At 70.6% G+C, this 20,166-nt stretch carries 21 protein-coding genes, 1 tRNA gene and 1 other RNA gene; 11 read left to right on the top strand and 12 right to left on the bottom strand.

Going from position 1 to position 20,166, the window contains the following annotated elements; all coding sequences use genetic code 11:
- Positions 1 to 14 precede the first annotated feature (14 nt).
- The 3 genes from FV230_RS08590 to FV230_RS08580 all read right to left on the bottom strand — a co-directional run bounded on the left by FV230_RS08590 (position 15) and on the right by FV230_RS08580 (position 4,719).
- Positions 15 to 1,343 carry a UDP-glucose/GDP-mannose dehydrogenase family protein gene (locus FV230_RS08590; RefSeq protein WP_147842059.1) on the bottom strand — a complete coding sequence of 443 codons (1,329 nt, stop codon included), beginning with the start codon at positions 1,341 to 1,343 and terminating at the stop codon, positions 15 to 17.
- A 165-nt stretch (positions 1,344 to 1,508) separates the two neighbouring features.
- The gene (locus FV230_RS08585; protein WP_147842058.1) at positions 1,509 to 3,617 is read right to left on the bottom strand and encodes a glycosyltransferase family 2 protein; all 2,109 of its coding nucleotides are present in this window, start codon (positions 3,615 to 3,617) and stop codon (positions 1,509 to 1,511) included.
- Between the two features lie 55 nt (positions 3,618 to 3,672).
- Positions 3,673 to 4,719 (bottom strand): hypothetical protein, encoded by a 1,047-nt coding sequence (locus FV230_RS08580; protein WP_147842057.1) that lies wholly within the window; start codon positions 4,717 to 4,719, stop codon positions 3,673 to 3,675.
- Positions 4,720 to 4,954: 235 nt separating this feature from the next.
- Between FV230_RS08580 and FV230_RS08575 the strand changes: the two genes are divergently transcribed.
- Positions 4,955 to 5,029: transfer RNA gene (locus tag FV230_RS08575), tRNA-Val, on the top strand.
- Positions 5,030 to 5,232: 203 nt separating this feature from the next.
- Here the strand turns inward: FV230_RS08575 and FV230_RS08570 are convergent.
- Positions 5,233 to 5,628 carry a TIGR02300 family protein gene (locus FV230_RS08570; RefSeq protein ID WP_147842056.1) on the bottom strand — a complete coding sequence of 132 codons (396 nt, stop codon included), beginning with the start codon at positions 5,626 to 5,628 and terminating at the stop codon, positions 5,233 to 5,235.
- 178 nt (positions 5,629 to 5,806) lie between these two features.
- On the opposite strand from FV230_RS08570, the gene FV230_RS08565 reads away from it, so the two are divergent.
- Positions 5,807 to 5,995: a hypothetical protein gene (locus FV230_RS08565; protein ID WP_147842055.1), complete on the top strand. Its 189-nt coding sequence runs from the start codon at positions 5,807 to 5,809 to the stop codon at positions 5,993 to 5,995.
- A 130-nt stretch (positions 5,996 to 6,125) separates the two neighbouring features.
- Here FV230_RS08565 and ssrA read toward each other — a convergent pair.
- Positions 6,126 to 6,497, bottom strand: a transfer-messenger RNA (tmRNA) gene (gene ssrA / locus FV230_RS08560).
- Positions 6,498 to 6,590: 93 nt separating this feature from the next.
- Here ssrA and FV230_RS08555 point away from each other — a divergent pair.
- Positions 6,591 to 6,863, top strand: coding sequence for a DUF2312 domain-containing protein (locus tag FV230_RS08555; RefSeq protein WP_147726140.1), 273 nt, complete (start codon positions 6,591 to 6,593; stop codon positions 6,861 to 6,863).
- Positions 6,864 to 6,916: 53 nt separating this feature from the next.
- On the opposite strand, the gene FV230_RS08550 is transcribed toward FV230_RS08555, so the two are convergent.
- On the bottom strand, positions 6,917 to 8,464 hold the full coding sequence (locus FV230_RS08550) for a GMC family oxidoreductase (RefSeq protein ID WP_147842054.1): 1,548 nt from the start codon (positions 8,462 to 8,464) through the stop codon (positions 6,917 to 6,919).
- A 14-nt stretch (positions 8,465 to 8,478) separates the two neighbouring features.
- Entirely contained in the window at positions 8,479 to 9,882 is a 1,404-nt protein-coding gene (locus tag FV230_RS08545) for an alpha/beta hydrolase (protein WP_147842053.1), read from the bottom strand.
- Positions 9,883 to 10,128: 246 nt separating this feature from the next.
- Here FV230_RS08545 and FV230_RS08540 point away from each other — a divergent pair, with 246 nt between their 5' ends.
- From FV230_RS08540 to rpsI, 3 genes are all read left to right on the top strand, one after another.
- On the top strand, positions 10,129 to 10,707 hold the full coding sequence (locus FV230_RS08540) for a CoA-binding protein (protein WP_147842052.1): 579 nt from the start codon (positions 10,129 to 10,131) through the stop codon (positions 10,705 to 10,707).
- Positions 10,708 to 10,935: 228 nt separating this feature from the next.
- On the top strand, positions 10,936 to 11,397 hold the full coding sequence (gene rplM / locus FV230_RS08535; protein WP_147750196.1) for a 50S ribosomal protein L13: 462 nt from the start codon (positions 10,936 to 10,938) through the stop codon (positions 11,395 to 11,397).
- 1 nt (position 11,398) lies between these two features.
- Positions 11,399 to 11,884 (top strand): 30S ribosomal protein S9, encoded by a 486-nt coding sequence (gene rpsI / locus FV230_RS08530; RefSeq protein ID WP_147842051.1) that lies wholly within the window; start codon positions 11,399 to 11,401, stop codon positions 11,882 to 11,884.
- Between the two features lie 136 nt (positions 11,885 to 12,020).
- Here rpsI and FV230_RS08525 read toward each other — a convergent pair whose 3' ends face one another.
- The gene (locus tag FV230_RS08525) at positions 12,021 to 12,524 is read right to left on the bottom strand and encodes a hypothetical protein (RefSeq protein WP_147842050.1); all 504 of its coding nucleotides are present in this window, start codon (positions 12,522 to 12,524) and stop codon (positions 12,021 to 12,023) included.
- Positions 12,525 to 12,701: 177 nt separating this feature from the next.
- Here FV230_RS08525 and argC point away from each other — a divergent pair, with 177 nt between their 5' ends.
- From argC to FV230_RS08500, 5 genes are all read left to right on the top strand, one after another.
- Entirely contained in the window at positions 12,702 to 13,649 is a 948-nt protein-coding gene (gene argC / locus FV230_RS08520; RefSeq protein WP_147842049.1) for an N-acetyl-gamma-glutamyl-phosphate reductase, read from the top strand.
- Positions 13,650 to 13,724: 75 nt separating this feature from the next.
- Positions 13,725 to 14,195: a nuclear transport factor 2 family protein gene (locus FV230_RS08515; RefSeq protein WP_147842048.1), complete on the top strand. Its 471-nt coding sequence runs from the start codon at positions 13,725 to 13,727 to the stop codon at positions 14,193 to 14,195.
- 64 nt (positions 14,196 to 14,259) lie between these two features.
- Positions 14,260 to 15,159 carry an acetylglutamate kinase gene (argB, locus tag FV230_RS08510; RefSeq protein ID WP_187274658.1) on the top strand — a complete coding sequence of 300 codons (900 nt, stop codon included), beginning with the start codon at positions 14,260 to 14,262 and terminating at the stop codon, positions 15,157 to 15,159.
- 120 nt (positions 15,160 to 15,279) lie between these two features.
- The gene (locus FV230_RS08505; RefSeq protein ID WP_246694797.1) at positions 15,280 to 15,993 is read left to right on the top strand and encodes a pyrimidine 5'-nucleotidase; all 714 of its coding nucleotides are present in this window, start codon (positions 15,280 to 15,282) and stop codon (positions 15,991 to 15,993) included.
- Positions 15,990 to 16,394 carry a metallopeptidase family protein gene (locus tag FV230_RS08500; protein ID WP_147842046.1) on the top strand — a complete coding sequence of 135 codons (405 nt, stop codon included), beginning with the start codon at positions 15,990 to 15,992 and terminating at the stop codon, positions 16,392 to 16,394. Before FV230_RS08505 ends, FV230_RS08500 begins: the two co-directional genes overlap by 4 nt.
- Positions 16,395 to 16,398: 4 nt before the next feature.
- Here the strand turns inward: FV230_RS08500 and FV230_RS08495 are convergent, their stop codons facing one another.
- From FV230_RS08495 to FV230_RS08480, 4 genes are all read right to left on the bottom strand, one after another.
- Entirely contained in the window at positions 16,399 to 17,643 is a 1,245-nt protein-coding gene (locus FV230_RS08495) for a peptide ABC transporter permease (RefSeq protein WP_147842045.1), read from the bottom strand.
- Between the two features lie 136 nt (positions 17,644 to 17,779).
- Complete coding sequence (locus FV230_RS08490; RefSeq protein WP_147842044.1) at positions 17,780 to 18,304, bottom strand: DUF2937 family protein; 525 nt, start codon at positions 18,302 to 18,304, stop codon at positions 17,780 to 17,782.
- A gap of 71 nt (positions 18,305 to 18,375) precedes the next feature.
- The gene (locus FV230_RS08485) at positions 18,376 to 19,377 is read right to left on the bottom strand and encodes a WD40 repeat domain-containing protein (RefSeq protein WP_147842043.1); all 1,002 of its coding nucleotides are present in this window, start codon (positions 19,375 to 19,377) and stop codon (positions 18,376 to 18,378) included.
- A 49-nt stretch (positions 19,378 to 19,426) separates the two neighbouring features.
- Positions 19,427 to 20,101, bottom strand: coding sequence for a YoaK family protein (locus FV230_RS08480; RefSeq protein WP_147842042.1), 675 nt, complete (start codon positions 20,099 to 20,101; stop codon positions 19,427 to 19,429).
- Between the last annotated feature and the right edge of the window lie 65 nt (positions 20,102 to 20,166).

The raw sequence follows: 20,166 nt of genomic DNA, 5'->3' as shown, positions 1-20,166 counted from the left end.
CGCGGATTGCCGGCTCAATCCAGCCGCGCTCGGCGATCGGACGCACGCCCCACGCCGGCGTAGCGGAAGCCGAGGCGCTCGACATCCTGCACGCGATAGACGTTGCGAAGGTCGACGAGGACCGGCTCGGCCATGGTGGCGCGCAGGCGTTCGAGATCGAGCGCCCGGAACGCGTTCCACTCGGTCACCAGCACCAGGGCGTCGGCGCCCTCCGCGCAGGAATAGGGATCCTCGGCGTAGGCGATGTCGGGCAGGAGCGGGCGGGCCTGTTCCATCCCCTCGGGATCGTAGGCGCGCACGGTGGCGCCGGCATCCTGCAACCCCGCGACGATGGCGAGCGAGGGCGCATCGCGCATGTCGTCGGTGTTGGGCTTGAAGGTGAGGCCGAGCAGCGCGATCGTCTTGCCCCGCACCGAGCCGCCGCAGGCCTGGATCACCTTGCGCGCCATTGCGCGCTTCCTTTGGTCGTTGACCGAGACCACCGTCTCGACCAGCCGCATCGGCGTCCCGGCATCCTGCGCGGTCTTCACCAGGGCCAGCGTGTCCTTGGGGAAGCACGAGCCGCCGTAGCCCGGCCCGGCATGCAGGAACTTCGCGCCGATGCGGTTGTCGAGGCCGATCCCGCGAGCGACCTCCTGCACGTCGGCACCGACCTGCTCGCACAGGTCGGCGATCTCGTTGATGAAGGTGATCTTGGTGGCCAGGAACGCGTTGGCGGCGTACTTGGTCAGCTCGGCCGTGCGCCGTCCGGTGACCAGGATCGGCGCGGCGTTGAGGTAGAGCGGCCGGTAGACCTCGCGCATCACGCCTTCGGCGCGCGCGTCGTCGGTGCCGATGACGATGCGGTCGGGGCGCTTGAAGTCGTCGATCGCCGCTCCCTCGCGCAGGAACTCGGGGTTGGACACGACCCCGAAGGCGGCATCGGGCCGCACCTCGTGGATGATGCGCTCGACCTCGTCGCCGGTGCCGACCGGCACCGTCGATTTGGTGACGATCACCGTGTAGCCGGTGAGCGCGGCGGCGATCTCGCGGGCGGCCGCGTAGACGTAGCTCAGGTCGGCGAACCCGTCGCCGCGGCGCGACGGCGTGCCGACCGCGATGAACACCGCATCCGCCTCGGCCACCGCCGCAGCGAGGTCCAGCCCGAAGCCGAGCCGGCCGCTGCGCACGTTCTCGGCGACCAGCGCCTCGAGGCCAGGCTCGTAGATCGGCATGCGACCGGCGCGCAGCGCCTCGATCTTGGCCGGGTCCTTGTCCAGGCACACCACCTCGTGCCCGAAATCGGCAAAGCAGGTCCCGGAGACGAGGCCGACATACCCCGACCCGACCATGACGATTCGCATGCAACCTCCGTCGTCGGCTCGGGTGCGATCGCCGATTGCACTGCAGCATTACCCCGGATCGGACGTCCAGGGAACAGGCCGGAGAGCGCCCGCATCGGAACGCGTGCCGGGGAAGGCCGCAGACCTGCGTCGACTTCTCGCACGGCCCACGATCCCGGCCACGGCTCAGAGCCGGTAATGCCCGGAAATCCGTGACAGATTGATGTTGTAGTAGGGATCGGCGCGCAGTCGCGCGCCCCAGCGCGCCTGCATCACCGCCGTCTCGCGCTCGAACCGCGCCCACTTCTCCGGCGTGTCCTCCGGACCGCGACTCTTCGACTCGTGGTGGACGAGGGCGGCGAAGGGCGTCCACACGATCCGGTAGCCGGCCGCGCGCACGCGCAGGCAGAGGTCGACATCGTTGAAGGCAACCTTGAGATCCTCGGCGTCGAAGCCGCCGAGGGCGGCGAAGACGTCGGCGCGCATTGCGAGGCACGCCCCCGTGACCGCCGAAACCTCATGCGCCATCGTCATCCGCCCGAAATAGCCGGGCTCGGTACCGTCGAGCCCGAGATGGCTGTGACCGGCGACGCCCCCGATCCCGAGGATCACGCCGCCGTGCTGCAGCGTCCCGTCCGGGTAGAGCAGCTTGGCGCCGACCGCGCCGATGTCGGGCGCGAGCGCGATCGACACCAGCTCCCGGAGCCAGCCCGGCTCGATCACTTCGACGTCGTTGTTGAGGAAGAGCAGCACCGAACCCGTCGCGGCCGCCGCCCCGCGGTTCGACAGGTCCGAGAAGTTGAACGCGCCGGGAACCGGGAGGACACGCAGGCGCGGATCGTCCCGGTATCGTGTGAACAGGGCGTGGGTTTCGGGCTCCCGGCTGTCGTTGTCGACGACGATGACCTCGATCGCCGGATAAGCGGTCCGACCGAACAGGCCGTCGAGGGTCACGCGCAGCAACTCGGCACGGTCCCGCGTCGGGATGATCACCGAGACACGGGGTACAGGATCGGGGAGGGGGCGCACCAGCCGGTTGAAGCCTGCGGGCCCACGCTCGGCCCGGCCGCCCCAAGGGGCGACGACCTCGGCGAGCGCCTGGAGGCGGGCCGCCTCGGCGCGGGCGAGCGCCCGGTCAGAGAAGGTGCCCGAACCGCCCGCCGCCCGCCAGTGATACAGCACCGCCGGGATGTGCCGGATCCGGGCGGGATCGAGCCCGTCGGTGAGGCGAAGGAGCAGGTCGTGATCCTGGCTGCCCTCGAAGCCGGGGCGCAGGCCCCCGACGGCGCGCAGGGCCTCGGTGCGGATCACGGTCAGGTGGTTGATGTAGTTCTGCCCGTACAGCAGCTCGCGATCGAAGTCGGCCTTGAAGTGCGGCTCGAAGCGGTTGCTGCGGCGATCGATCTTGTCCTCGTCGCTGTAGATCAGAACGAGGTCGGGATCGATGCGGATCGCCCGGACAACCTCGTAGAGGGCATGGGCGGGGAGCGCATCATCGTGGTCGAGGAAGGCGCAGAACGGGCCCTGCGCCGCCGCCAGCGCGTCGTTGGTCGCGCGGGCGATGTGCCCGTTCTCCGACCGGCGCGCCACGCGGATCCGGGGATCGGAAGCGGCGAACCGTTCGAGCAGCCTCGGGACCGCCGGGTCGGTCGAGGCGTCGTCGACGACGCAGAGCTCCCAATGCGGATAGAGCTGGGCCTGGACCGAAAGCAGCGCCGTGCGCAGGACCTTCGGAGCCGGATCGTAGACCGGCATCAGGATCGAGATCAGCGGCGGCGTTTCCCAGGCCGAGACCTCCGCCCGGATGCGGCGGCGCTCGGCCGGGTCCAGGGTGTCGGCTCGCCGGATCCAAGCGGCATAGCCGCTCTCGGTCCGGTACCGCAGCGCCCGATCGAGGAACCCGCGCCCGCGCAGCCGTTTGCCGAGGCTGCGCCAGTACACGGCCTGCACCGCGAGCCCAGGAGCACGCGCGAAGGCGCGGGCGACCAGGGCCGGACGCGTGCGGCGTCGAATGGTGATCCGGCTCGGATGCGGCGGCCTGCCGCCGGCGAGGTTCGCTATCCGTAGGGCGCGGATCGCGGCCGGGACCTGGCCGGTCCAGGCGGAGACGCCGCCGCCGATGGCTTCGTCGGCGAGCGGCACGCCGGGCCGGGCATCGTCGGTGACGACGAGGCTCATCAGCGGGCGTGCCTCGCGGGGGGCGGCCGGGTCGTCGTACAGCGTGATGGTCACCCAGGTCCCGTCGAGGCCTAACCCTGCAAGGTCGAGGCGCAGCCCGTCCGCGTCGCGTTGCATCGCGAGCGTCCGCGTCGGTCCGCGTCCGAGGACGGTAGCCTCGATCTCCGCCACCTCAGTTATTCCAGCTCTTGGCGAGGGACATCAGCACCGCGTCCGACATGGCGATGTCGAACACCAGCATGTCGGCGACCGCCTTCACCGCGCGGAGGCGCTCGGCCAAGGCCAGCGCCTCGTTCGAGATCGGAACCGGCGCCGGCATCGGCACAATGCCCTCCAGCCCGATCTGGTCGAACAGGGTGGAGGCGAAGGCCTTGAAGTAGGTCCTGTGCCCGACGATGCCGAGGCGCGCGAGGATCTCGATCGCGACGATGGAATTGCCGGGGTGCAGACGGTCGTCGGGCAGGCGCGTGCCGAGCTGGCGGGACAGGGGATTGTAGAGGAGGTGATAGGCCGGCTCCGGGAGCATCCGGAAGAAGCGCTTCAGGCTCTTCGGGTCGGCGTAATCGTACGCGTCGACGAACAGGGCCGCCTCGGCGTAGCGGCCGATCCGCCAGCCGGCATCCTCCTCGGCCGCGGTCCGCGCCTTCAGCCACAGCATGCGCGTCGCCATCTCGACGTACGGGTCCTGGACCAGAATCGCCGACAGCATGCGCTCGGGTGGGAAGTACTGCTCGTAGCGCGGCACCACCAGCGCGCCGGACAGGAGCTGAGACGTCGGCGTCATGTTTCCCAGAACGCTGCTCACGATCTCGTCGGACAGCTTGTGGATGCCGAAGTAGGATTGCTGGAAGTACGGGAACAGCGCGTTCTGCAGGCCGACTTCGGCGTGGATGCCGGTGTTGATCAGGAGCACCCGCCGGTCGATCAGGCGCTCGCGCGGCACGCGCCGGTGGACCAGCACGTTGGTGTCGGCGTCGTAGAGTTCGAGGACCGGCATCGTCGAGAGGCCCGGCACCTCGGCGTCCCGCAGCTCGAAGACGCATTGCCCGGTCGAGTGCCAGCCGTTGTGCTGGAAGGCAGGCTCGGTGATCGTGGCCGCGACCTCAGCCAACCGCCGGCCCTCGACGGAGACCACGACCCGGCTCACCGCCAGAGGGTTGTCCGGGACGATCCAGCCGCGGATCACGTCGCCGTTGTCGTAGTCGATCAAGAACCGCATGTTCCATCGCTGCCGCGCCCGTGCTCCGGGCCCAGTCCTGAGCGAGGCGTCGCGCGCCGCCCGGGACCGCGCCATAGCGCATTTCCGTGGTCGTTGCAGCGCCGCCAGACCGGGCGAGCGGACAGGCGGCCGTCTCAGGTGGCAGGCTTCGCGGCCTCAATCGTCCAATGCGGCTTGCGCCACCGAACGGCGGAGGCTATAGGCCCCCCACACCGAAGCGAAACGGCTTCGGCGAGGGCGCGTAGCTCAGCGGGAGAGCACTTCCTTGACATGGAAGGGGTCACAGGTTCGATCCCTGTCGCGCCCACCATTCCGCTTTCGTGGAATGATCGACGAACGAAGCGAGGGCTCCGCAGGGGGCCCTTTTTTTTTGGCCGAGGCGTCGTTTCGGACACGTTCCTAGGAGGACGCCGACGATCGCTCATCCCGACATGCGATCGGCTCGACGCACCGGGGGTGCATCGAGCCGGATCCTATCGCGGGGATCGAGCCGACCCGACCCGTTGCGAACGCTCAATCGTCGTCGTCTTCCTCGACGTCGACGAGATCGGTGGTGTCGTCGTCCTCGTCGTCGACCACGAGGGTGTCGTCGTCGGCGGTTTCGCCGTCGGCATCCGGCTCGATGACGTCGTCGCCCTCGGTGTCCGTGTCGGTATCCTTCTCGGTCTCCTCGGCCTCGACCTCGTCAAGGGAGACCAGTTCCGGACCGGCGGCATCGGCCTCGTCGTCGTCGGCGACCGGATCCTTGCGGGCGGCGATCGGCGCGGACCGGCTGGCGAAGGGGGTGAGGGCGGCGGTCGGGACGACCTCGCCGGAATAGGGGGAAACCACCGGATCACGACCGAGGTCGTAGAACTTCCTGCCGGTCGTCGGGCAGATCCGTTTGGTACCGAGTTCGGGACGAGCCACGTGCGCCTTCCTGTGTCAGTGCGATCAAGCCCCGTGATGTCGCGGGTTTTCGCGCGGTGTCAATTCATGTCGCTCGATGCGCGCATGGCGGCCCTGCATCGAAGACCGGAAAAAAGCAGTCCGGAACGCTGTCGGCGTCCCGCTCGTTCGGTCTCCACATCCAAGGAGACCAACGCTCATGAAGATCGCCATCCTCGCCGGCCTGCTGGCCCTCGGCGCGCTCGCCCAATCCGCACCGGCCGAGGCCAAGGGCTGCATCAAGGGTGCCATCGTCGGCGGCGTCGCGGGCCATATGGCCGGCCACGGCAAGATGGGTGCGGCCGCGGGCTGCGCCGTCGGGCACCACAACGCCAACAAGAAGCGCTGAGGGCTTCGCAGCGCTCGGCCCCGCCGTTTCTCGAGACGGCGGGGCTGCGAGCGCACATGCCGGGCCGGGTGGCCTGGCGCATCGAGCACGCGAACGCCGACGAGAAGGGAAAGGTGGGTCCCAGGGCCGAAGCCCCGGGTTCTGTTTCGACGGTTACCCTACCGCAAGATGCTTACGCCGCGAGGCGGGCATCCATGACAACGTTATCGTTGGCATTTAGGATTTGGTCAGGTGCCCGAAACGGGGGTTGCCCGCGTCGAACCGGTCGAGTCCCTACCGACAGTCGCATCGTACCTCACCGGAGTGAAGCTGAACTCGCGATCCCTTTACCGCCCAGTCGAACCTATTTCGCCCCCATCAGAAACGCAGCTCCGTCAGGCGTCGCCCGCTGCGTTCGTGGTGGAGGCGCCGGAGTACTGCCCTCCGGGTCCTGAAACGTTATTACGAACCGGTCATCAACCGCACCCCTGATATAGCCGGTCCCCGGCCGAAAATCCAGATCCCTCGTGCGGCGGCGTGCGATCTCGCCTTAACCGTTCGCTCACCCCGATGCGCGACGAGCCGGCCGTGGCTTCTCGCGAACAGAGGTTCTTGGATGACCGACACGATTGGGATCGCCGGCGACCGCATCCGCTCCATCATCGAGCGGGTCGAGCAGGTCGACGAGGAGATCAAGGCGCTGATGGAGGCGAAGAAGGAGATCTTCGCCGAGGCCAAGGGTGAGGGCCTCGACGTGAAGATCCTCAAGGAGATCATCCGCCTGCGCAAGCTCGACCAGGATGCGCGCGACGAGCACGAGACGCTGCTCGACGTCTACATGCGGGCCATGGACGCCCCCGCCCCGAAGCCCGAGGCGATCGCAGCCTGACGTCGCGCGATCGGTCGCTCCGACGGGGCCCGCCGCCGGCGCGCCCCGTCGGATCAGGCCCCGCTCAGCACCTTCTCGGCACTGCGCAGGCTGAGAGCCATGATGGTCAGGGCCGGGTTCGCCGCGAGCGAGCTCGGGAAGGTGGAGCCGTCGCAGATCCACAGGTTCGGGACCTCGAAGGATTTCCCGAACGGGTCCACGACCGCGTTGTCGCTGTCATGCCCCATGCGGCAGGTGCCGATGGTGTGGGCGACCCGGTCGAGCGCCCAGATGTCGCGGGCGCCGGCCCGCGTCCACAGGTCGATCATCAGCTTCGTCGCGTGGGCGTTCAGCCGCTCCTCGTTGTGGCCGTAGCCGAAATCGATCGTCGCCTTGCCCATGCCCAGGGCGTCGGTCTCGTCGGAGAGCGTCAGCCGGTTGGCATCGCACGGCAGGGTCTCGCCGTTGATGCCGATGCCGGCGACGTGGTTGTAGTCCGCCAGGTAGTCGCCGAACGCCTTGCCCCAGAGCTTGCGGCCGCGGGCCACCGAGTTGGCGAAGGTCAGCGGCGCGACGCCGAGGCTCTGGACGAGGTAGCCGCCGGCGAAGTCGGCGTCCTTCGGCCGGATCATGTCCTCGGTGATCAACGATGACGGGTAGCCCCGGTTGGGCCGTGTCTCGGCGTCGAACGTGCCCCAGACCTGGGTCGCGACGTGACCCATGTAGTTGCGCCCGACCTGCCCGCTGCCGTTGGCCAGCCCCGTATGCAGCAGCAGCCGCGCGGTCTCGACCGAGCCGGCGCAGAGGAACACCTGCGCGCAACGCTGGCGGCGGTCGACGCCGCCCTGCCGGTAGACCACCGCGGTGATCCGGCCGTCGCGATCGCGCTCGAACCCGTGGGCCCGCGCCTCGGACCGGATCTCGGCGCCGTGGGCCACCGCCAGGGGCAGGTAGGTCACGTCCATGCTGGTCTTGGCGCCGTTGCGGCAGCCCTGGTGGCAGTAGCCGCAATTGATGCAGGCCGGGCGCAGGCCCCCGCCCTCCTGCGCGAAGTCGCGGGAGACCACGGCCGCGGGCGCATCGGTCGCGCGGATGCCCGCACCCTCGCAGGCCTGCGCCATGATCTGCGCCGACGCGTTGCGGGGCACCGGCGCGAGGGGGTAGCGACGGCTCGCGTCCCACGGATAGCTCTGCGGGCCGGAGACGCCGATGAAGGCCTCGACGCGCTCGTAGAACGGCAGCAGCTCGTCGTAGCTCACGGGCCAGTCGACGCCCTCGCCGGTCTCGGTGCGGATCATCAAATCGCGCTGGTCGGCGCGCGGGCAGAACGCGCCCCAGTGCAGGGTCGAGCCGCCGACGCCCGTGCCGCTGTTGTTGCCGCCGAAGGCTTCCGGGGTCGAGCCGCCGCTCAGGCGCTCGTCGGTCCAGTAGATCTCGTCGGCGAGCGTCTCGTCGAAGGCGAAGCCCTTGGGGTCGAAGTTCGGGCCGGCCTCGAGGGCGACCACGCGCGATCCGGCGGCGGCGAGGCGCGCCATCAGCGGCGCGCCGCCGGCACCGGTGCCGATCACCACCGCATCGACGACCTCGTCGGTCGCGTAGCGCGTCATAGAATCGAGGTTCATCGTCCGTCCCCACCCTACGCGACGGGCTCCCAGCCCTCGCGCTCGCCCAATCCGACCTTGGTGAAGCCCACCGGCCGGGCCCCGTCGCCGCCCGCACCGATGCCGGAGAACCCGATCCAGGCGAGCGCCGCCGGATGGGCGAGCCAGGTGCGCACCACGTCAGCGCACAGGTCCTCGAACCAGACGGTCAGCTGCTCCGGCGCGAAGCCGAGCGCCGATCCGCCCGGCAGGACGCCCTTCTCGATCGCCCGGAGCAGGTCGTCCTGCGCCGCGCCGTCGAGGGCGAGGAAGCGCCGACCGTCGGCGCCCGCCGCAGCGTCGAGGCTGCGAAGCGCGGTCTTGTAGGCCGATGCGTCCGGCGGCAGGGCGGAGAACCGCCAGCCGTCGCCCCGGCCGCTCGCGAGCCGCGCGTCGATGCGGGCGGCGAGGTCGATCCCGGCGGCCTGCGGCAGGACGCGGGCGACGAGGGCGCGCAGGATCGCGAGCTCGATCGCGTCGAGGGCCCGCGGTCGATAGCCGGGATCGTCGGGCTCGGCCCGCGCGCGCAAGGCGTCGCGCAGGCGGCTGTTGACCCGGTCCGACGCGATCAGTCTCGCATACGCCGCGTCGATCACAGGTGCCTCGGCAAACGTCGTGTCGGGTGCGGCCGCGTGAGCGCGGATCAGGTCGGCGACCGCGTCGGGCCGCTCGATCGGCAGCAGATGTCCGGCGCCGTCGAGGGTGACACGGCGCGATGAACCGAGATGCGGCGCCATCAGCGCGGCCTGCGCCTCCGGCCCGAGGTCGCCGTCCTCGCCACCGGCGAGGATCAGGGCCGGGGTGCGCAGGATGCCGATGCGCTCGCACCAATCTTCGCGGCTTCCGTCGCTGAGCCAGGCCCGCCAGGCCGCCGGCGCGGCGCGCAGCACGACGGCGACCGCGGCTTCGGCGCGTTCGGCGGGGAGGGGAGAGCCGACGTTGCTCTCGATGAAGGCCCGGGCTTCCGCCTTCCGGGTCGCCGCGTCGGCTCCGATCCAGGCGATCATCGTCTCGCGGCGCGCCTCTTCCATCGGCTCGGGGCTCGGCGGCGATCCCGCGAGCAGCACGAGGCCGGAGAGACCGTCCAGCCCCGCCTCGCCGTCCTCGGCGCGGCGGGCCAGCGCGAGCGCCACCTTGGCACCCATGCTGTGCCCGGCGATCAGCCAGCGCGCCGGGGCCGCCGCACGGATCTTGCCCGCGACGTGATCGGCCATCGCCGCGACGTCGTAGCCCGGCACGTCGGCGGCGTCGCCGAAACCGGGGAGGTCGATCGGAACGCACGCGACCGCGGCGCCGAGGCGATCGGCGACCTGCGCCCATTCCCGTGCGCTGCCGCCGAGGAAGTGCAGGCAGAACAAGGTCGGCGGCGGGGAGGGGGCGGACGGGACGTTCGGGCTCATGCCAGCAAAGTTGCGCGGGACGCCCGGCAATCAAGCGACCTAATTGCCGCGCTTGGCGCCGAATGCGGCGCGCGATGCCCCGCGCGACGTGGACCCGTGGCGCGGGGCCCGCCGCCGCCGGCACGGCGATGGCCGACACCCGGGGGATCGACCGCCGGAACGACCCGAGACCGTGCACCGGGTCGACCCGATCCGCGCGCAGCCGTAAGCAGAGCGGGCTGCGATCCGAAGAAGAAGCCAAGCCCGATGATCCCGACCCTCGACCAGGTTCCCGACGGCCTCGCCACCCGCCACGACCGCTACGCCGACGCGCATATCCGCGCCACGCTGCGGGCGACGCGCACCATCGCCCTGGTCGGCGCCTCGGCCAATCCGGCGCGGCCGAGCTGGATCGTGCTGAAGTACCTGCTCGATCGCGGCTACGCGGTGACGCCGGTCAATCCGGGGCTCGCCGGGCAGACGCTGCTCGGGCGCCCGGTGGCCGCGTCCATCGCCGAGATCGGCGAACCGATCGACATGGTCGAGATCTTCCGCAACTCCGCCGCCGCCGGCGGCCTCGTCGACGAGGCCTTGGCGCTGGACCCGCTGCCGAAGACGATCTGGATGCAGCTCGGCGTGCGCGACGACGCGGCCGCCGCCCGCGCCGAGGCGCGCGGCGTCACCGTGATCATGAACCGCTGCCCGAAGATCGAGTACGGCCGCCTGTCCGGCGAGATCGGCTGGACCGGCGTCAACTCGCGGATCATCAGCGCGAAGAAGCCGGTGCTCGCGGCCAAGGGCGTGCAGAAGTTCACCATCGCCCCGCGCGGCGGCGGAACGGATTGAGGCGCTGCGTCCGCAGCCGGCGTAACAGCACCGGTTCCCGCTTTGCGGTATCCTGATACCACCAGGCCGAACCCCTTCCAGAACTTCGCTTTTCGGACGATGCGCGCCCGCGAAACGGCTTGACGTCGAACCTCGGCCCGTCTATCCAGCGCCCAACGCCGCCGCGTCCCCCGACGCGGCGGCGGCTCGTTTTTCGATACACCACCGAGCGCCAACGGAATTCGGCTTATGAAAACCTTTTCGCTGAAGCCCGCCGACGTCGACAAGAAGTGGATCGTGATCGACGCGGAGGGCCTCGTCGTCGGCCGTCTGGCTTCGATCATCGCCCTGCGTCTGCGCGGCAAGCACAAGCCCGCCTACACCCCCCACGTCGATTGCGGCGACAACGTCATCGTCATCAACGCCGACAAGGTGAAGTTCACCGGGCGCAAATACGTCCAGAAGGTGTACTACCACCACACCGGCTTCCCCGGCGGCATCAAGGAGCGGTCGGCCAAGTTCATCCTCGAAGGGCGCTTCCCCGAGCGCGTCGTGGAGAAGGCCGTCGAGCGCATGCTGCCCCGCGGCCCGCTGTTCCGCCAGATCATGGGCAACCTCCGGGTCTACAAGGGCACCAGCCACCCGCACGAGGCCCAGCAGCCGCAGACGTTCGACGTCGGCGTCCTCAACCGCAAGAACGTGAGCGCTTAAGATGGCGACGCTTCAGTCCCTCTCCGACCTCAACCGGTCGAACGCCGGCGGCCTCGACAACGAGCACGCCGCCCCCGTCCACGTCCAGAAGCTCGACGCCCAGGGCCGCGCCTACGCCACCGGCAAGCGCAAGGACGCGGTCGCCCGCGTCTGGATCCGCCCCGGCACCGGCAAGGTCGTCATCAACAAGCGCGCGGTCGAGGTGTACTTCGCCCGTCCCGTCCTGCGGATGATCCTGCGCCAGCCGCTCACGGTGGCCAACCGCGTCGACCAGTACGACATCACCGTCACGGTCGCCGGCGGCGGCCTCTCGGGCCAGGCCGGCGCGGTGCGCCACGGCCTCTCGAAGGCGCTGACCTACTACGAGCCGGAGCTGCGCGCGCCGCTGAAGCGCGAGGGCTTCCTCACCCGCGACAGCCGCGTGGTCGAGCGCAAGAAGTACGGCCGCAAGAAGGCCCGCCGCAGCTTCCAGTTCTCGAAGCGCTGATCGGCCCGGTCGGACAAAGGAAAAGGCGGCTCCTCGCGGAGCCGCCTTTTTTCTTGGTTTGGTCGAACCGCCGGCTCGCTTATCGCGCGGCGCTTCGAAGGGCGTCCGATGGAGCAGGCCGTCGAACCACTCCGTTTCAGGCGTGGACGGCCTTCTCCAGCTCGGCCTTAGACATCTTCGAGCGCCCGGCGACCTTCTGCGCCTTGGCCTTCTTCATCAGGTCGGCCTTGGTCTCGCCGGAGGCGGACTTGCGCGCCGCGGCGGCCTTCTTCGCCACGTCCTTCGGCTGCTTCGAGAACTGCTTGCCCTTGGCCGTGTCGCTGCGCTTCTTCTCGGTCGAGCGGTCGTACTGCTCGTCGGAGACCGCCTCGCGCGCCTTCTTCGGCAGGTAGCGTTCCCCGGTCTTGCCGCTCTCCTTGCCGGACTTCGTGTCCCATGCCTCGTCGGTCCACTGCTTGAGATGGTTGTCGTCGGTCTTCTTGCCGGCATAGCTGCCGCCGGCCTTCTTGTATTCCTGGGTCGCGAGCTGAGCCTTGCGGGCCGACCATTGGCCGGCCTTTCCGCCCTTGTCGCTCTTCGTGACTTTGTCCTTGGTCTTCTCCCAAAGCTTGGGGTCGGTCTTCTTCGCGGTCTCGGACATCGCTCGATCACCCGTCGTCGTGGATTTTGCCAACAACGAGAGCACGCCGGCCCCGTTCCGGCGGTGATGCGATGGCCTGTTGATGACGCCCGGCATTGACAGGCCGGCACGCACCGGCCACCTCCCGCACCGCGACACGACGCGCCGGCGGCGGCCGGATTCGGGGGTGCGACGACGATGGCGGGCGAGAACCACAAGCCGACGGTGTTCATCGACGGCGAGGCCGGCACCACCGGGCTCGGCATCCGCGAGCGCCTGGAGCGCGACGGCAAGGTGATCCTGCGCAGCATCGCGCATGCCGACCGCAAGGATGCCGGCGTGAAGCGGGCGCTGCTCGCCGAGGTCGACCTCGTGGTGCTCTGCCTGCCGGACGACGCCGCCCGCGAGACGGTGGCGCTCTGCGACGCGCTGCCCGGCGGCGGCCCCCGCGTGCTCGATGCCAGCACCGCCCACCGCGTCGCGGCGGGCTGGACCTACGGCTTCGCCGAGATGGCCCCGGGGCAGGCGGAAGCGATCGCCGCCGCGCGCCGGGTCGCCAACCCCGGCTGCTATCCCACCGGCGCGATCGCGCTGCTGCGGCCCCTGGTCGAGGGCGGCCTGATCCCGTCCGACTCCCCCGTCAGCATCAACGCGGTCAGCGGCTACAGCGGCGGCGGCAAGAGCATGATCGAGGCCTACGAGGCCGGCTCCGCGGCCCCGTTCCTGCTCTACGGCCTCGGCTTCGCGCACAAGCACCTGCCGGAGACGCAGGCCTATTCCCGGCTCACCGCCCGGCCGATCTTCATCCCGTCCGTCGGCGCGTTCCGGCAGGGCATGCTGGTCTCGATCCCGCTCCATCTCGACGCGTTGCCGGGCCGTCCGTCCGCCGGTGATCTCGAGGACGCGCTCGCACGCTGGTACGCGGGGCAGGCGCTGGTGCAGGTGGTGATCGGCGCCACCACCGGCGCGCACAAGGAGCAGATCGAGCCGGAGGCGTTGAACGACACCGACCGCCTCGAGCTGCGGGTGTTCGGCTCGGCCGAGCACCGTCAGGCGGTGCTGGTCGCGCGCCTCGACAACCTCGGCAAGGGCGCCTCCGGGGCGGCGGTGCAGAACATCGGCCTGATGCTCGGGCTCGGCGCCTGAGCCGCCATCCGGCGCATTGACGTGGCCCGACGGCCCGCGAACAATCGGGCATCGGCAACAGGAGACCGTTCCAGCATGACCGAGACGCGCCCACCGCTGCCGCCGTTCGACGCCTTGTCCGCGGCGAAGAAGGCGCGCGGCGCCGAGGATGCCTGGAACACCCGCGATCCCGAGCGGGTGTCGCTCGCCTACACCCCCGACAGCTGGTGGCGGAACCGTTCCGAGTTCCTGACCGGGCGGCCGGCGATCGCCGCGTTCCTGACGCGCAAGTGGGAGCGCGAGCGCGAGTACCGCCTGATCAAGGAGGTCTGGGCCTTCCACGAGAACCGGATCGCGGCGCGCTTCGCCTACGAATGGCACGACGCGTCCGGGCAGTGGTTCCGCTCGCACGGCAACGAGCAGTGGGAATTCACCGAAACGGGCCTGATGCGCCGCCGCGAGGCCAGCATCAACGACGTCGCGATCGACGCGTCCGAGCGCAAGTTCCACTGGCCGCAAGGACCGCGCCCGGCCGACCATCCGGGCCTGAGCGACCTCGGCCTGTGACCGCGTTTCGCGGTTCGCCCGCGTTCCTGTAGAAGCCCGCGCGTCGCGATGCCGGCGCGAAAGGATGCCGATGACCGAACTGCCCAACGTGCACGTCCGTGCCGAAGTCCTGGCCCAGGCGCTGCCCCACATGCAGCGCTACGACCAAGAGATCGTGGTCATCAAGTATGGCGGGCATGCCATGGGCGACGCTTCGGCGGCCGAGGACTTCGCCGAGGACATCGTGCTGCTCGAGCAGTCGGGCGTGAAGCCGATCGTCGTCCACGGCGGCGGCCCGCAGATCGGCCGGATGCTCGACCGGCTCGGCATCCAATCCGAGTTCCGCGGCGGCCTTCGCGTCACCGACGAGGCCACCGTCGAGGTGGTCGAGATGGTTTTGGCCGGGTCGATCAACAAGCAGATCGTCGGCTGGATCTCGGCCGAGGGCGGCCGGGCGATCGGCCTGTGCGGCAAGGACGGGAACATGGTCCGCGCCAAGCGGGCGTCGAAGACCGTGATGGACCCCGAGAGCCGGGAGATGCAGACGGTGGACCTCGGCCTCGTCGGCGAGCCCGAGCATGTCGAGCGCGGCGTCCTCGACGCGGTGCTCAAGGCGGAGCTGATCCCGGTCCTGGCGCCGGTGGCGTACGGTGCCGACGGCAAGACCTACAACGTCAACGCCGACACCTTCTCCGGCGCCATCGCCGGCGCGCTGCGGGCCAAGCGCCTGCTGCTGCTCACCGACGTGCCGGGGGTGCTCGACAAGGACAAGAACCTGATCCCGGAGCTGACGGTCGAGGATTGCCGGCGGTTGATCGCCGACGGCACCATCACCGGCGGCATGATCCCGAAGATCGAGACCTGCATCTACGCGATCGACCAGGGCGTCGAGGCGGTCGTCATCCTCGACGGCAAGGTCAACCACGCGGTGCTACTCGAGCTCTTCACCGATTACGGCGCCGGCACCCTGATCCGCCGAAGCTGACGGACGAACGCACCATCGAAAGCGCCTGGGTCGTGCTTCGGCCCGGGCGACCGCATCGCGCCCCGCGGTCATTTTCGGAGACCGGACATCTCGAACAGAACCATACCCGGCGAGAGCCACGTGACGGCCCCGGATGCGCGCGGCTTCGAGGCCGTCGACACCTGGGTGTTCGACCTCGACAACACCCTCTATCCGAGCGACGCCATGGTGTGGCCGCAGGTGGACGAGCGCATCACGCTGTTCGTGATGCAGCTCTACGGCCTCGACGGGCTCTCGGCGCGCGCGCTGCAGAAGTATTTCTACCACCGCTACGGCACGACGCTGAAGGCGCTGATGGTCGAGGAGAACGTCGACCCGCACGCCTTCCTCGACTTCGCACACGACATCGACCACGCGACGATCCGGCTTGACCCGGCTCTGGGCGACGCGATCGAGCGGCTGCCCGGGCGCAAGCTGATCCTGACGAACGGCTCCCGCAGGCACGCCGAGAACGTCGCGAAGAGCCTCGGCATCCTCGACCATTTCGAGGACGTGTTCGACATCGCCGCCGCCGACTTCGTGCCCAAGCCCGAGCGCGCGACCTACGAGCGCTTCCTCGCGCAGCATGCGGTCGACCCGACGCGGGCGGCCCTGTTCGAGGACATCGCCCGCAACCTCGCGGTGCCCCACCAGATGGGGATGGCCACCGTCCTGGTGGTTCCGGCCGCGATCGACCCCTACCGCGAGGCGTTCGAGCAGGAGGCGGTGCGGGAGGCGCATATCGACCACATCACCAACGACCTCGCCGGCTTCCTGCGCAGCTGCGTCCTGCCGGTGGCGAAGGACGCCGCGTGAGCCTCGCCGCCGCCAAGGCGCCGAGCCTCGCCGAGATCGAGGATCTGGCCCAGGCGGCCTTCGCCGCGCTGCCGGCGGAATTCCGGGCGCTGGCGAAGGACGTCCGCATCGTCGTCGACGATTTTCCCGACGACGACGCGCTGACCGAAATGGCCTGCGACTCGGAGTTCGACCTGCTCGGCCTGTTCCGCGGCATCGGGCTGGCCCAGGCGGGCGAGACCGTGACGGGCCAGATGCCGAACACCGTCTGGCTCTATCGCCGGCCGCTGCTGGATTACTGGGCCGAGCACGACGAGACGCTCGGCCACCTCGTCGCCCACGTGCTGATCCACGAGATCGGCCACCATGTCGGGCTCTCGGACGCCGACATGGCCGGCATCGAGGCGGCGGCCGACCTCTGACTCGTCAGGCGCGCGGCGGCTCGCCCGGCGTCGGCAGCTTCAGGCGGCTGACCTTCGGGCGCCGCGTGCGGAACTGGCCGCGCTCGATCGCGACGAAGACCAGGATGGTGATGGCGAGCGTCGTCAGCCACCACACCACCGTGAGCCCGACGCCGATGCAGGCGATGGTGAAGGCGGCGGCGAAGCCCGCCATCGCCCCGGGAACCAGCAGCGGCACGTCGCGGCCCGCCCGGCGAATCGAAGCGTAGAGGGCGAAGGCGGCGGCGAGCGCCCCGACGACGCCGAGCTCGTACCACATGGCGAACAGCGCCGTGCTCGGGGCGTTCACCGGGATCAACCCGAAGACCCGGCCGCGCAGCGCCGTCTCGAAGCCGTGGCCGGTGATCAGCCGGACCGGCTCGGTGGTCACGATCCGCTGCCAGCTCTTCAGCGTCAGCACGCCGGGGCTGAGCGGCCCGAACAGGGCGGCGCCGATCGGTCGCGCCAGGAACGGCAGCAGCGGCGCCACGGCAAGCAGGCCGGCGGCCAGGCCCGCGGTGAGGCCGACGCCGAGGCGCGGCCGGAAGCTCGTCACGGCGAAGGCGAGGGCGCCGATCGCCAGGGCCGCGATCTGCCCGACGTTCGGGGAGACCGCCAGCGCCACGGCGACCACCACGGCGAGGCCCAGCGCCTCGCGGTCGCGCCGGCGCGAGCGCAGCCACGCCACCGAGGGCCAGAGCAGCAAGGCCAGGAGGGTGAGGCCGCGATCGAGCGCGTTGTCGTCGTCGGGCACGCCGCGCATCAGGGTGTCGCCGAACAGGCCGAGCACGATGGCGACGATCGCCGCCGCGGTGACGCCGAGCGGCAGCAGGTAGAGGTTGGCCGAGCGCATCCGGTCCGGCAGCGCCATGTAGCCGGCAAGCGTCAGCAGGATCGTCGCGACGAGGTTGGCGAAGCGCTCGGAGGCGGCGCCGGGGAACGGCGTCCAGACCAGCGACAGCGCCATCCACACCAGCACGAGCAGGCCGGCTAGGAAGGCCGGCGCGCGCAGCAGCCGGGCGCTGCCCGACAGCAGCGGGCGCTGGCGCCCGTCGATGGCGCTGGCGATGATCAGCAGCGCGACCGCGATCGGGGCGAGGATCACCGTGGCGCGGCGCGCCACCTGCGCCACCACCGGCACGATCACGAACAGCCCGAAGAACCCGACGCGGCGCAGGAGCGCGGCCGCATCGAGCGCCGGGTCGATCGTCTGGGTGGATGGGCGCGCCATGGTGCGACTCGAAACCAGCGTGACGGCGACGTGCCCGGGAAACCCGGCCGCGCCCGTCCTTGCCTTCCCGCTTAAGCAAGCCGCGCGCTAGGGGCTGTAGACGCCCGGCCACACAGGGGCGCCGACGTCGCCCGCCTCAGGCGGTCGTGACCTCCGTCCGCGGCCGGCGGCGGACCACGCGGCGACCGACGTCGGACAGCACGCGCCAGCCGCCCCAGGCGGCGAGGAACCCGAGCAGCCCGGCCACCACCCCGTCCGTCGTGGTCGGCAGCGCCGGGTCGTAATCCTGGTAGGTGGCGCGGGCGAGCGGCACGTCCGGGTCGCGGATCACGGCGGCGAGCCGCCCGAGCGGGCTCGTGGCCGAGGCCAGCGCCTGTTGCTGCGCCGAAAGCCGGGCGAGCCGCTCGATGTCGTAGCGCGCCGCCTCGCCCCGCCGCGCGACCAGGGTGTCGGGGTTGGTGCGAAGCCGGTCGACCGCCCCGTCGCGGGTGTTGCCGGTGGCCTTGGCGTCGGAATCGAGCGTCGCGATCTCGCGCTTCAGCTCGTCGAGGGCGCCGCCGAGGCGCTGGGCGTATTGCTGGGCGAATTCGGGGCCCTGCGCCGCCAGCCCGCCGCCGAGGAGGCCGAGCGCCAGACCGAGGGTGCGGAAGACACGGAACACGGCATCGCCTCGTCGAAATGGTCGTTGCAGAAGAGCACGGCGACGGCGGCAGTTCCAGAACCCGGTCGGATTCAGGCCGGCAGGGTCAGCAGGCCCGCCGCGCCGTCGACGCATCCGAAGGCCAGCCGCCCGCCCTTCGCGTCCCAGGCGAGCGCCGAGATCGCGCTGCCCTTCACCGCCGGGCGGACCAGCAGCTCCGATGCGTCGGTGAAGCGCACGAGCAGGATGCAGCCGTCCTCGTAGCCCATCGCCAGCACCAGGGCCTTGGAGTGGAACGCGACGCGGGAGACGCGGGCCGGGCGCACCCCGCACTCCCGCGGGGCCTTGCCGGTTGGGCCCTCCTTCGAATCGAACGGCCAGACGATCGCGGCCTCCGCGCCGCTGGTGGCGAGCCAGTGCCCGTCCGACGACCACGACACCGAGCGCACCTTGGCCGGGTAGCCGGACATCCGCATGTGGCCGCGGTCCGGCTGCAGGCGCCAGCCGTGCAGCGCGTTCTCCTGCATGGTCGAGACGACGAAGCGCCCGTCGGGCGACCACGTCACGTCGATGTGCGAGCCCTTCCACTCGACCATCTCGGCCGGGGTCTCGTGGTTCGGGTACCAGAGCGAGACGCCGTTGTAGTGCGACGCCGCCAGCCGGTAGCCCTTCGGGGCGAAGGCGAGGCCGCGGGCGGTGGAGGGGGCGGTGAGGGTCCGCTCGCGCCCCTTGGCGTCGCGGGCGACCACGCTGCGCCCGGCGGCGTAGGCGACCGACCCGTCGGGGTGCAGCGCCAGCGCATCGATCCAGGCGCCGCCCTTGGCGGTGGCGACCTCGGACAGGGTGCCGTCGGCCCCGATCGCCACGACGCGCCCGTCGTCGCCGCCGGTGACGAGGCGGTTAGCATCGCCGGCGGCAGCGAGGATGCCGGCCTCGGGATGGGCGGCGAGGCGGCTCGAGGTGCCGTCGCGGCTCAGGACGATCGTGCCGTCGCCGAGCGCCAGCAGCAGCGCGTCCTTCACGAAGTGCGCGGCGACGACGTGGGCGCCGGCCTCGATCGGCGCGACGTGGGTGGTCAGCGAGGTGTTGCTCATCGGGCGACTCGATCGGAACGAAGGCGGACAGGACGGGTGCGGAACGGGATCAGGCGGCGGGCGGCTCGGGCATCATCGCGCGGTGGCGGAGCGCGAAGATCGCGGCGACCAGCGCGAGAACGCCCGATATCGCCGCCGGGATCACCAGGGCATAGAGGTCGAGGCGGGCATAGGCCACGGCGCCGGCGAGGGCGCCGACCAGGAGGGCGGCCCAGACCGCCCCGTCCCCGACCCAGCCGAAGGGCGGCCCGGTGCGGGTGAGCGCCTGCGCGATCTTCTGCCCGAGGCTGAACAGCGCTCCGGTGACGAAGGTGGTGCCGGCGCGAAACCCCTTCACCTGCGCCAGCACGGCGTTCTGCGAGCCCATCGCCACCGCCATGAAGAACGAGGCGATGCCGAGCTCCGGGATCGCGAGGCCGACGCCGAGGGCGGCCAGGATCAGCAAGGCCTCGTAGCCGAGCACCGCCGGCGTCGCCCAGGGGAAGGGGACCAGGATCGACAGCCCGCTGCCGAGGACCGCGCCGGCGAGGAACCCGCCGATCAGGACCGCCGGCAGCACCACGTGCGCGAAGTCGGCGTGCCCGAGGAAGACCGAGAGCTGCGTGGTGTTGCCGCTCATGAACGAGGTGTAGAGGCCGCCGATGCGCACGAAGCCGAGGGCGTCGACGTATCCAGCGAGCGCCGTCAGCACGAGGCCGGTGCCGAGCTGCCAGGACCGGCTCACGAAACCCGATCCGGTGCGCGTTCCGTCAACACTCGGTTAACCATTCCCAGCGCCTCGTCCAGGGG

Origin of the sequence: Methylobacterium sp. WL6 (genome assembly GCF_008040095.1) — a bacterium.
Classification (GTDB): Bacteria; Pseudomonadota; Alphaproteobacteria; order Rhizobiales; family Beijerinckiaceae; genus Methylobacterium.
This window is presented reverse-complemented; position numbering and strand designations above follow the sequence as displayed.

Coding starts and splice junctions, on each gene's coding strand:
- FV230_RS08590 (WP_147842059.1), bottom strand. CDS start 1,343: ATGCGAATCGTCATGGTCGGGTCGGGGTATGTCGGCCTCGTCTCCGGG.
- FV230_RS08585 (WP_147842058.1), bottom strand. CDS start 3,617: ATGCAACGCGACGCGGACGGGCTGCGCCTCGACCTTGCAGGGTTAGGC.
- FV230_RS08580 (WP_147842057.1), bottom strand. CDS start 4,719: ATGCGGTTCTTGATCGACTACGACAACGGCGACGTGATCCGCGGCTGG.
- FV230_RS08565 (WP_147842055.1), top strand. CDS start 5,807: ATGAAGATCGCCATCCTCGCCGGCCTGCTGGCCCTCGGCGCGCTCGCC.
- FV230_RS08555 (WP_147726140.1), top strand. CDS start 6,591: ATGACCGACACGATTGGGATCGCCGGCGACCGCATCCGCTCCATCATC.
- FV230_RS08550 (WP_147842054.1), bottom strand. CDS start 8,464: ATGAACCTCGATTCTATGACGCGCTACGCGACCGACGAGGTCGTCGAT.
- FV230_RS08545 (WP_147842053.1), bottom strand. CDS start 9,882: ATGAGCCCGAACGTCCCGTCCGCCCCCTCCCCGCCGCCGACCTTGTTC.
- FV230_RS08540 (WP_147842052.1), top strand. CDS start 10,129: ATGATCCCGACCCTCGACCAGGTTCCCGACGGCCTCGCCACCCGCCAC.
- rplM (WP_147750196.1), top strand. CDS start 10,936: ATGAAAACCTTTTCGCTGAAGCCCGCCGACGTCGACAAGAAGTGGATC.
- rpsI (WP_147842051.1), top strand. CDS start 11,399: ATGGCGACGCTTCAGTCCCTCTCCGACCTCAACCGGTCGAACGCCGGC.
- FV230_RS08525 (WP_147842050.1), bottom strand. CDS start 12,524: ATGTCCGAGACCGCGAAGAAGACCGACCCCAAGCTTTGGGAGAAGACC.
- argC (WP_147842049.1), top strand. CDS start 12,702: ATGGCGGGCGAGAACCACAAGCCGACGGTGTTCATCGACGGCGAGGCC.
- FV230_RS08515 (WP_147842048.1), top strand. CDS start 13,725: ATGACCGAGACGCGCCCACCGCTGCCGCCGTTCGACGCCTTGTCCGCG.
- argB (WP_187274658.1), top strand. CDS start 14,260: ATGCCGATGACCGAACTGCCCAACGTGCACGTCCGTGCCGAAGTCCTG.
- FV230_RS08495 (WP_147842045.1), bottom strand. CDS start 17,643: ATGGCGCGCCCATCCACCCAGACGATCGACCCGGCGCTCGATGCGGCC.
- FV230_RS08485 (WP_147842043.1), bottom strand. CDS start 19,377: ATGAGCAACACCTCGCTGACCACCCACGTCGCGCCGATCGAGGCCGGC.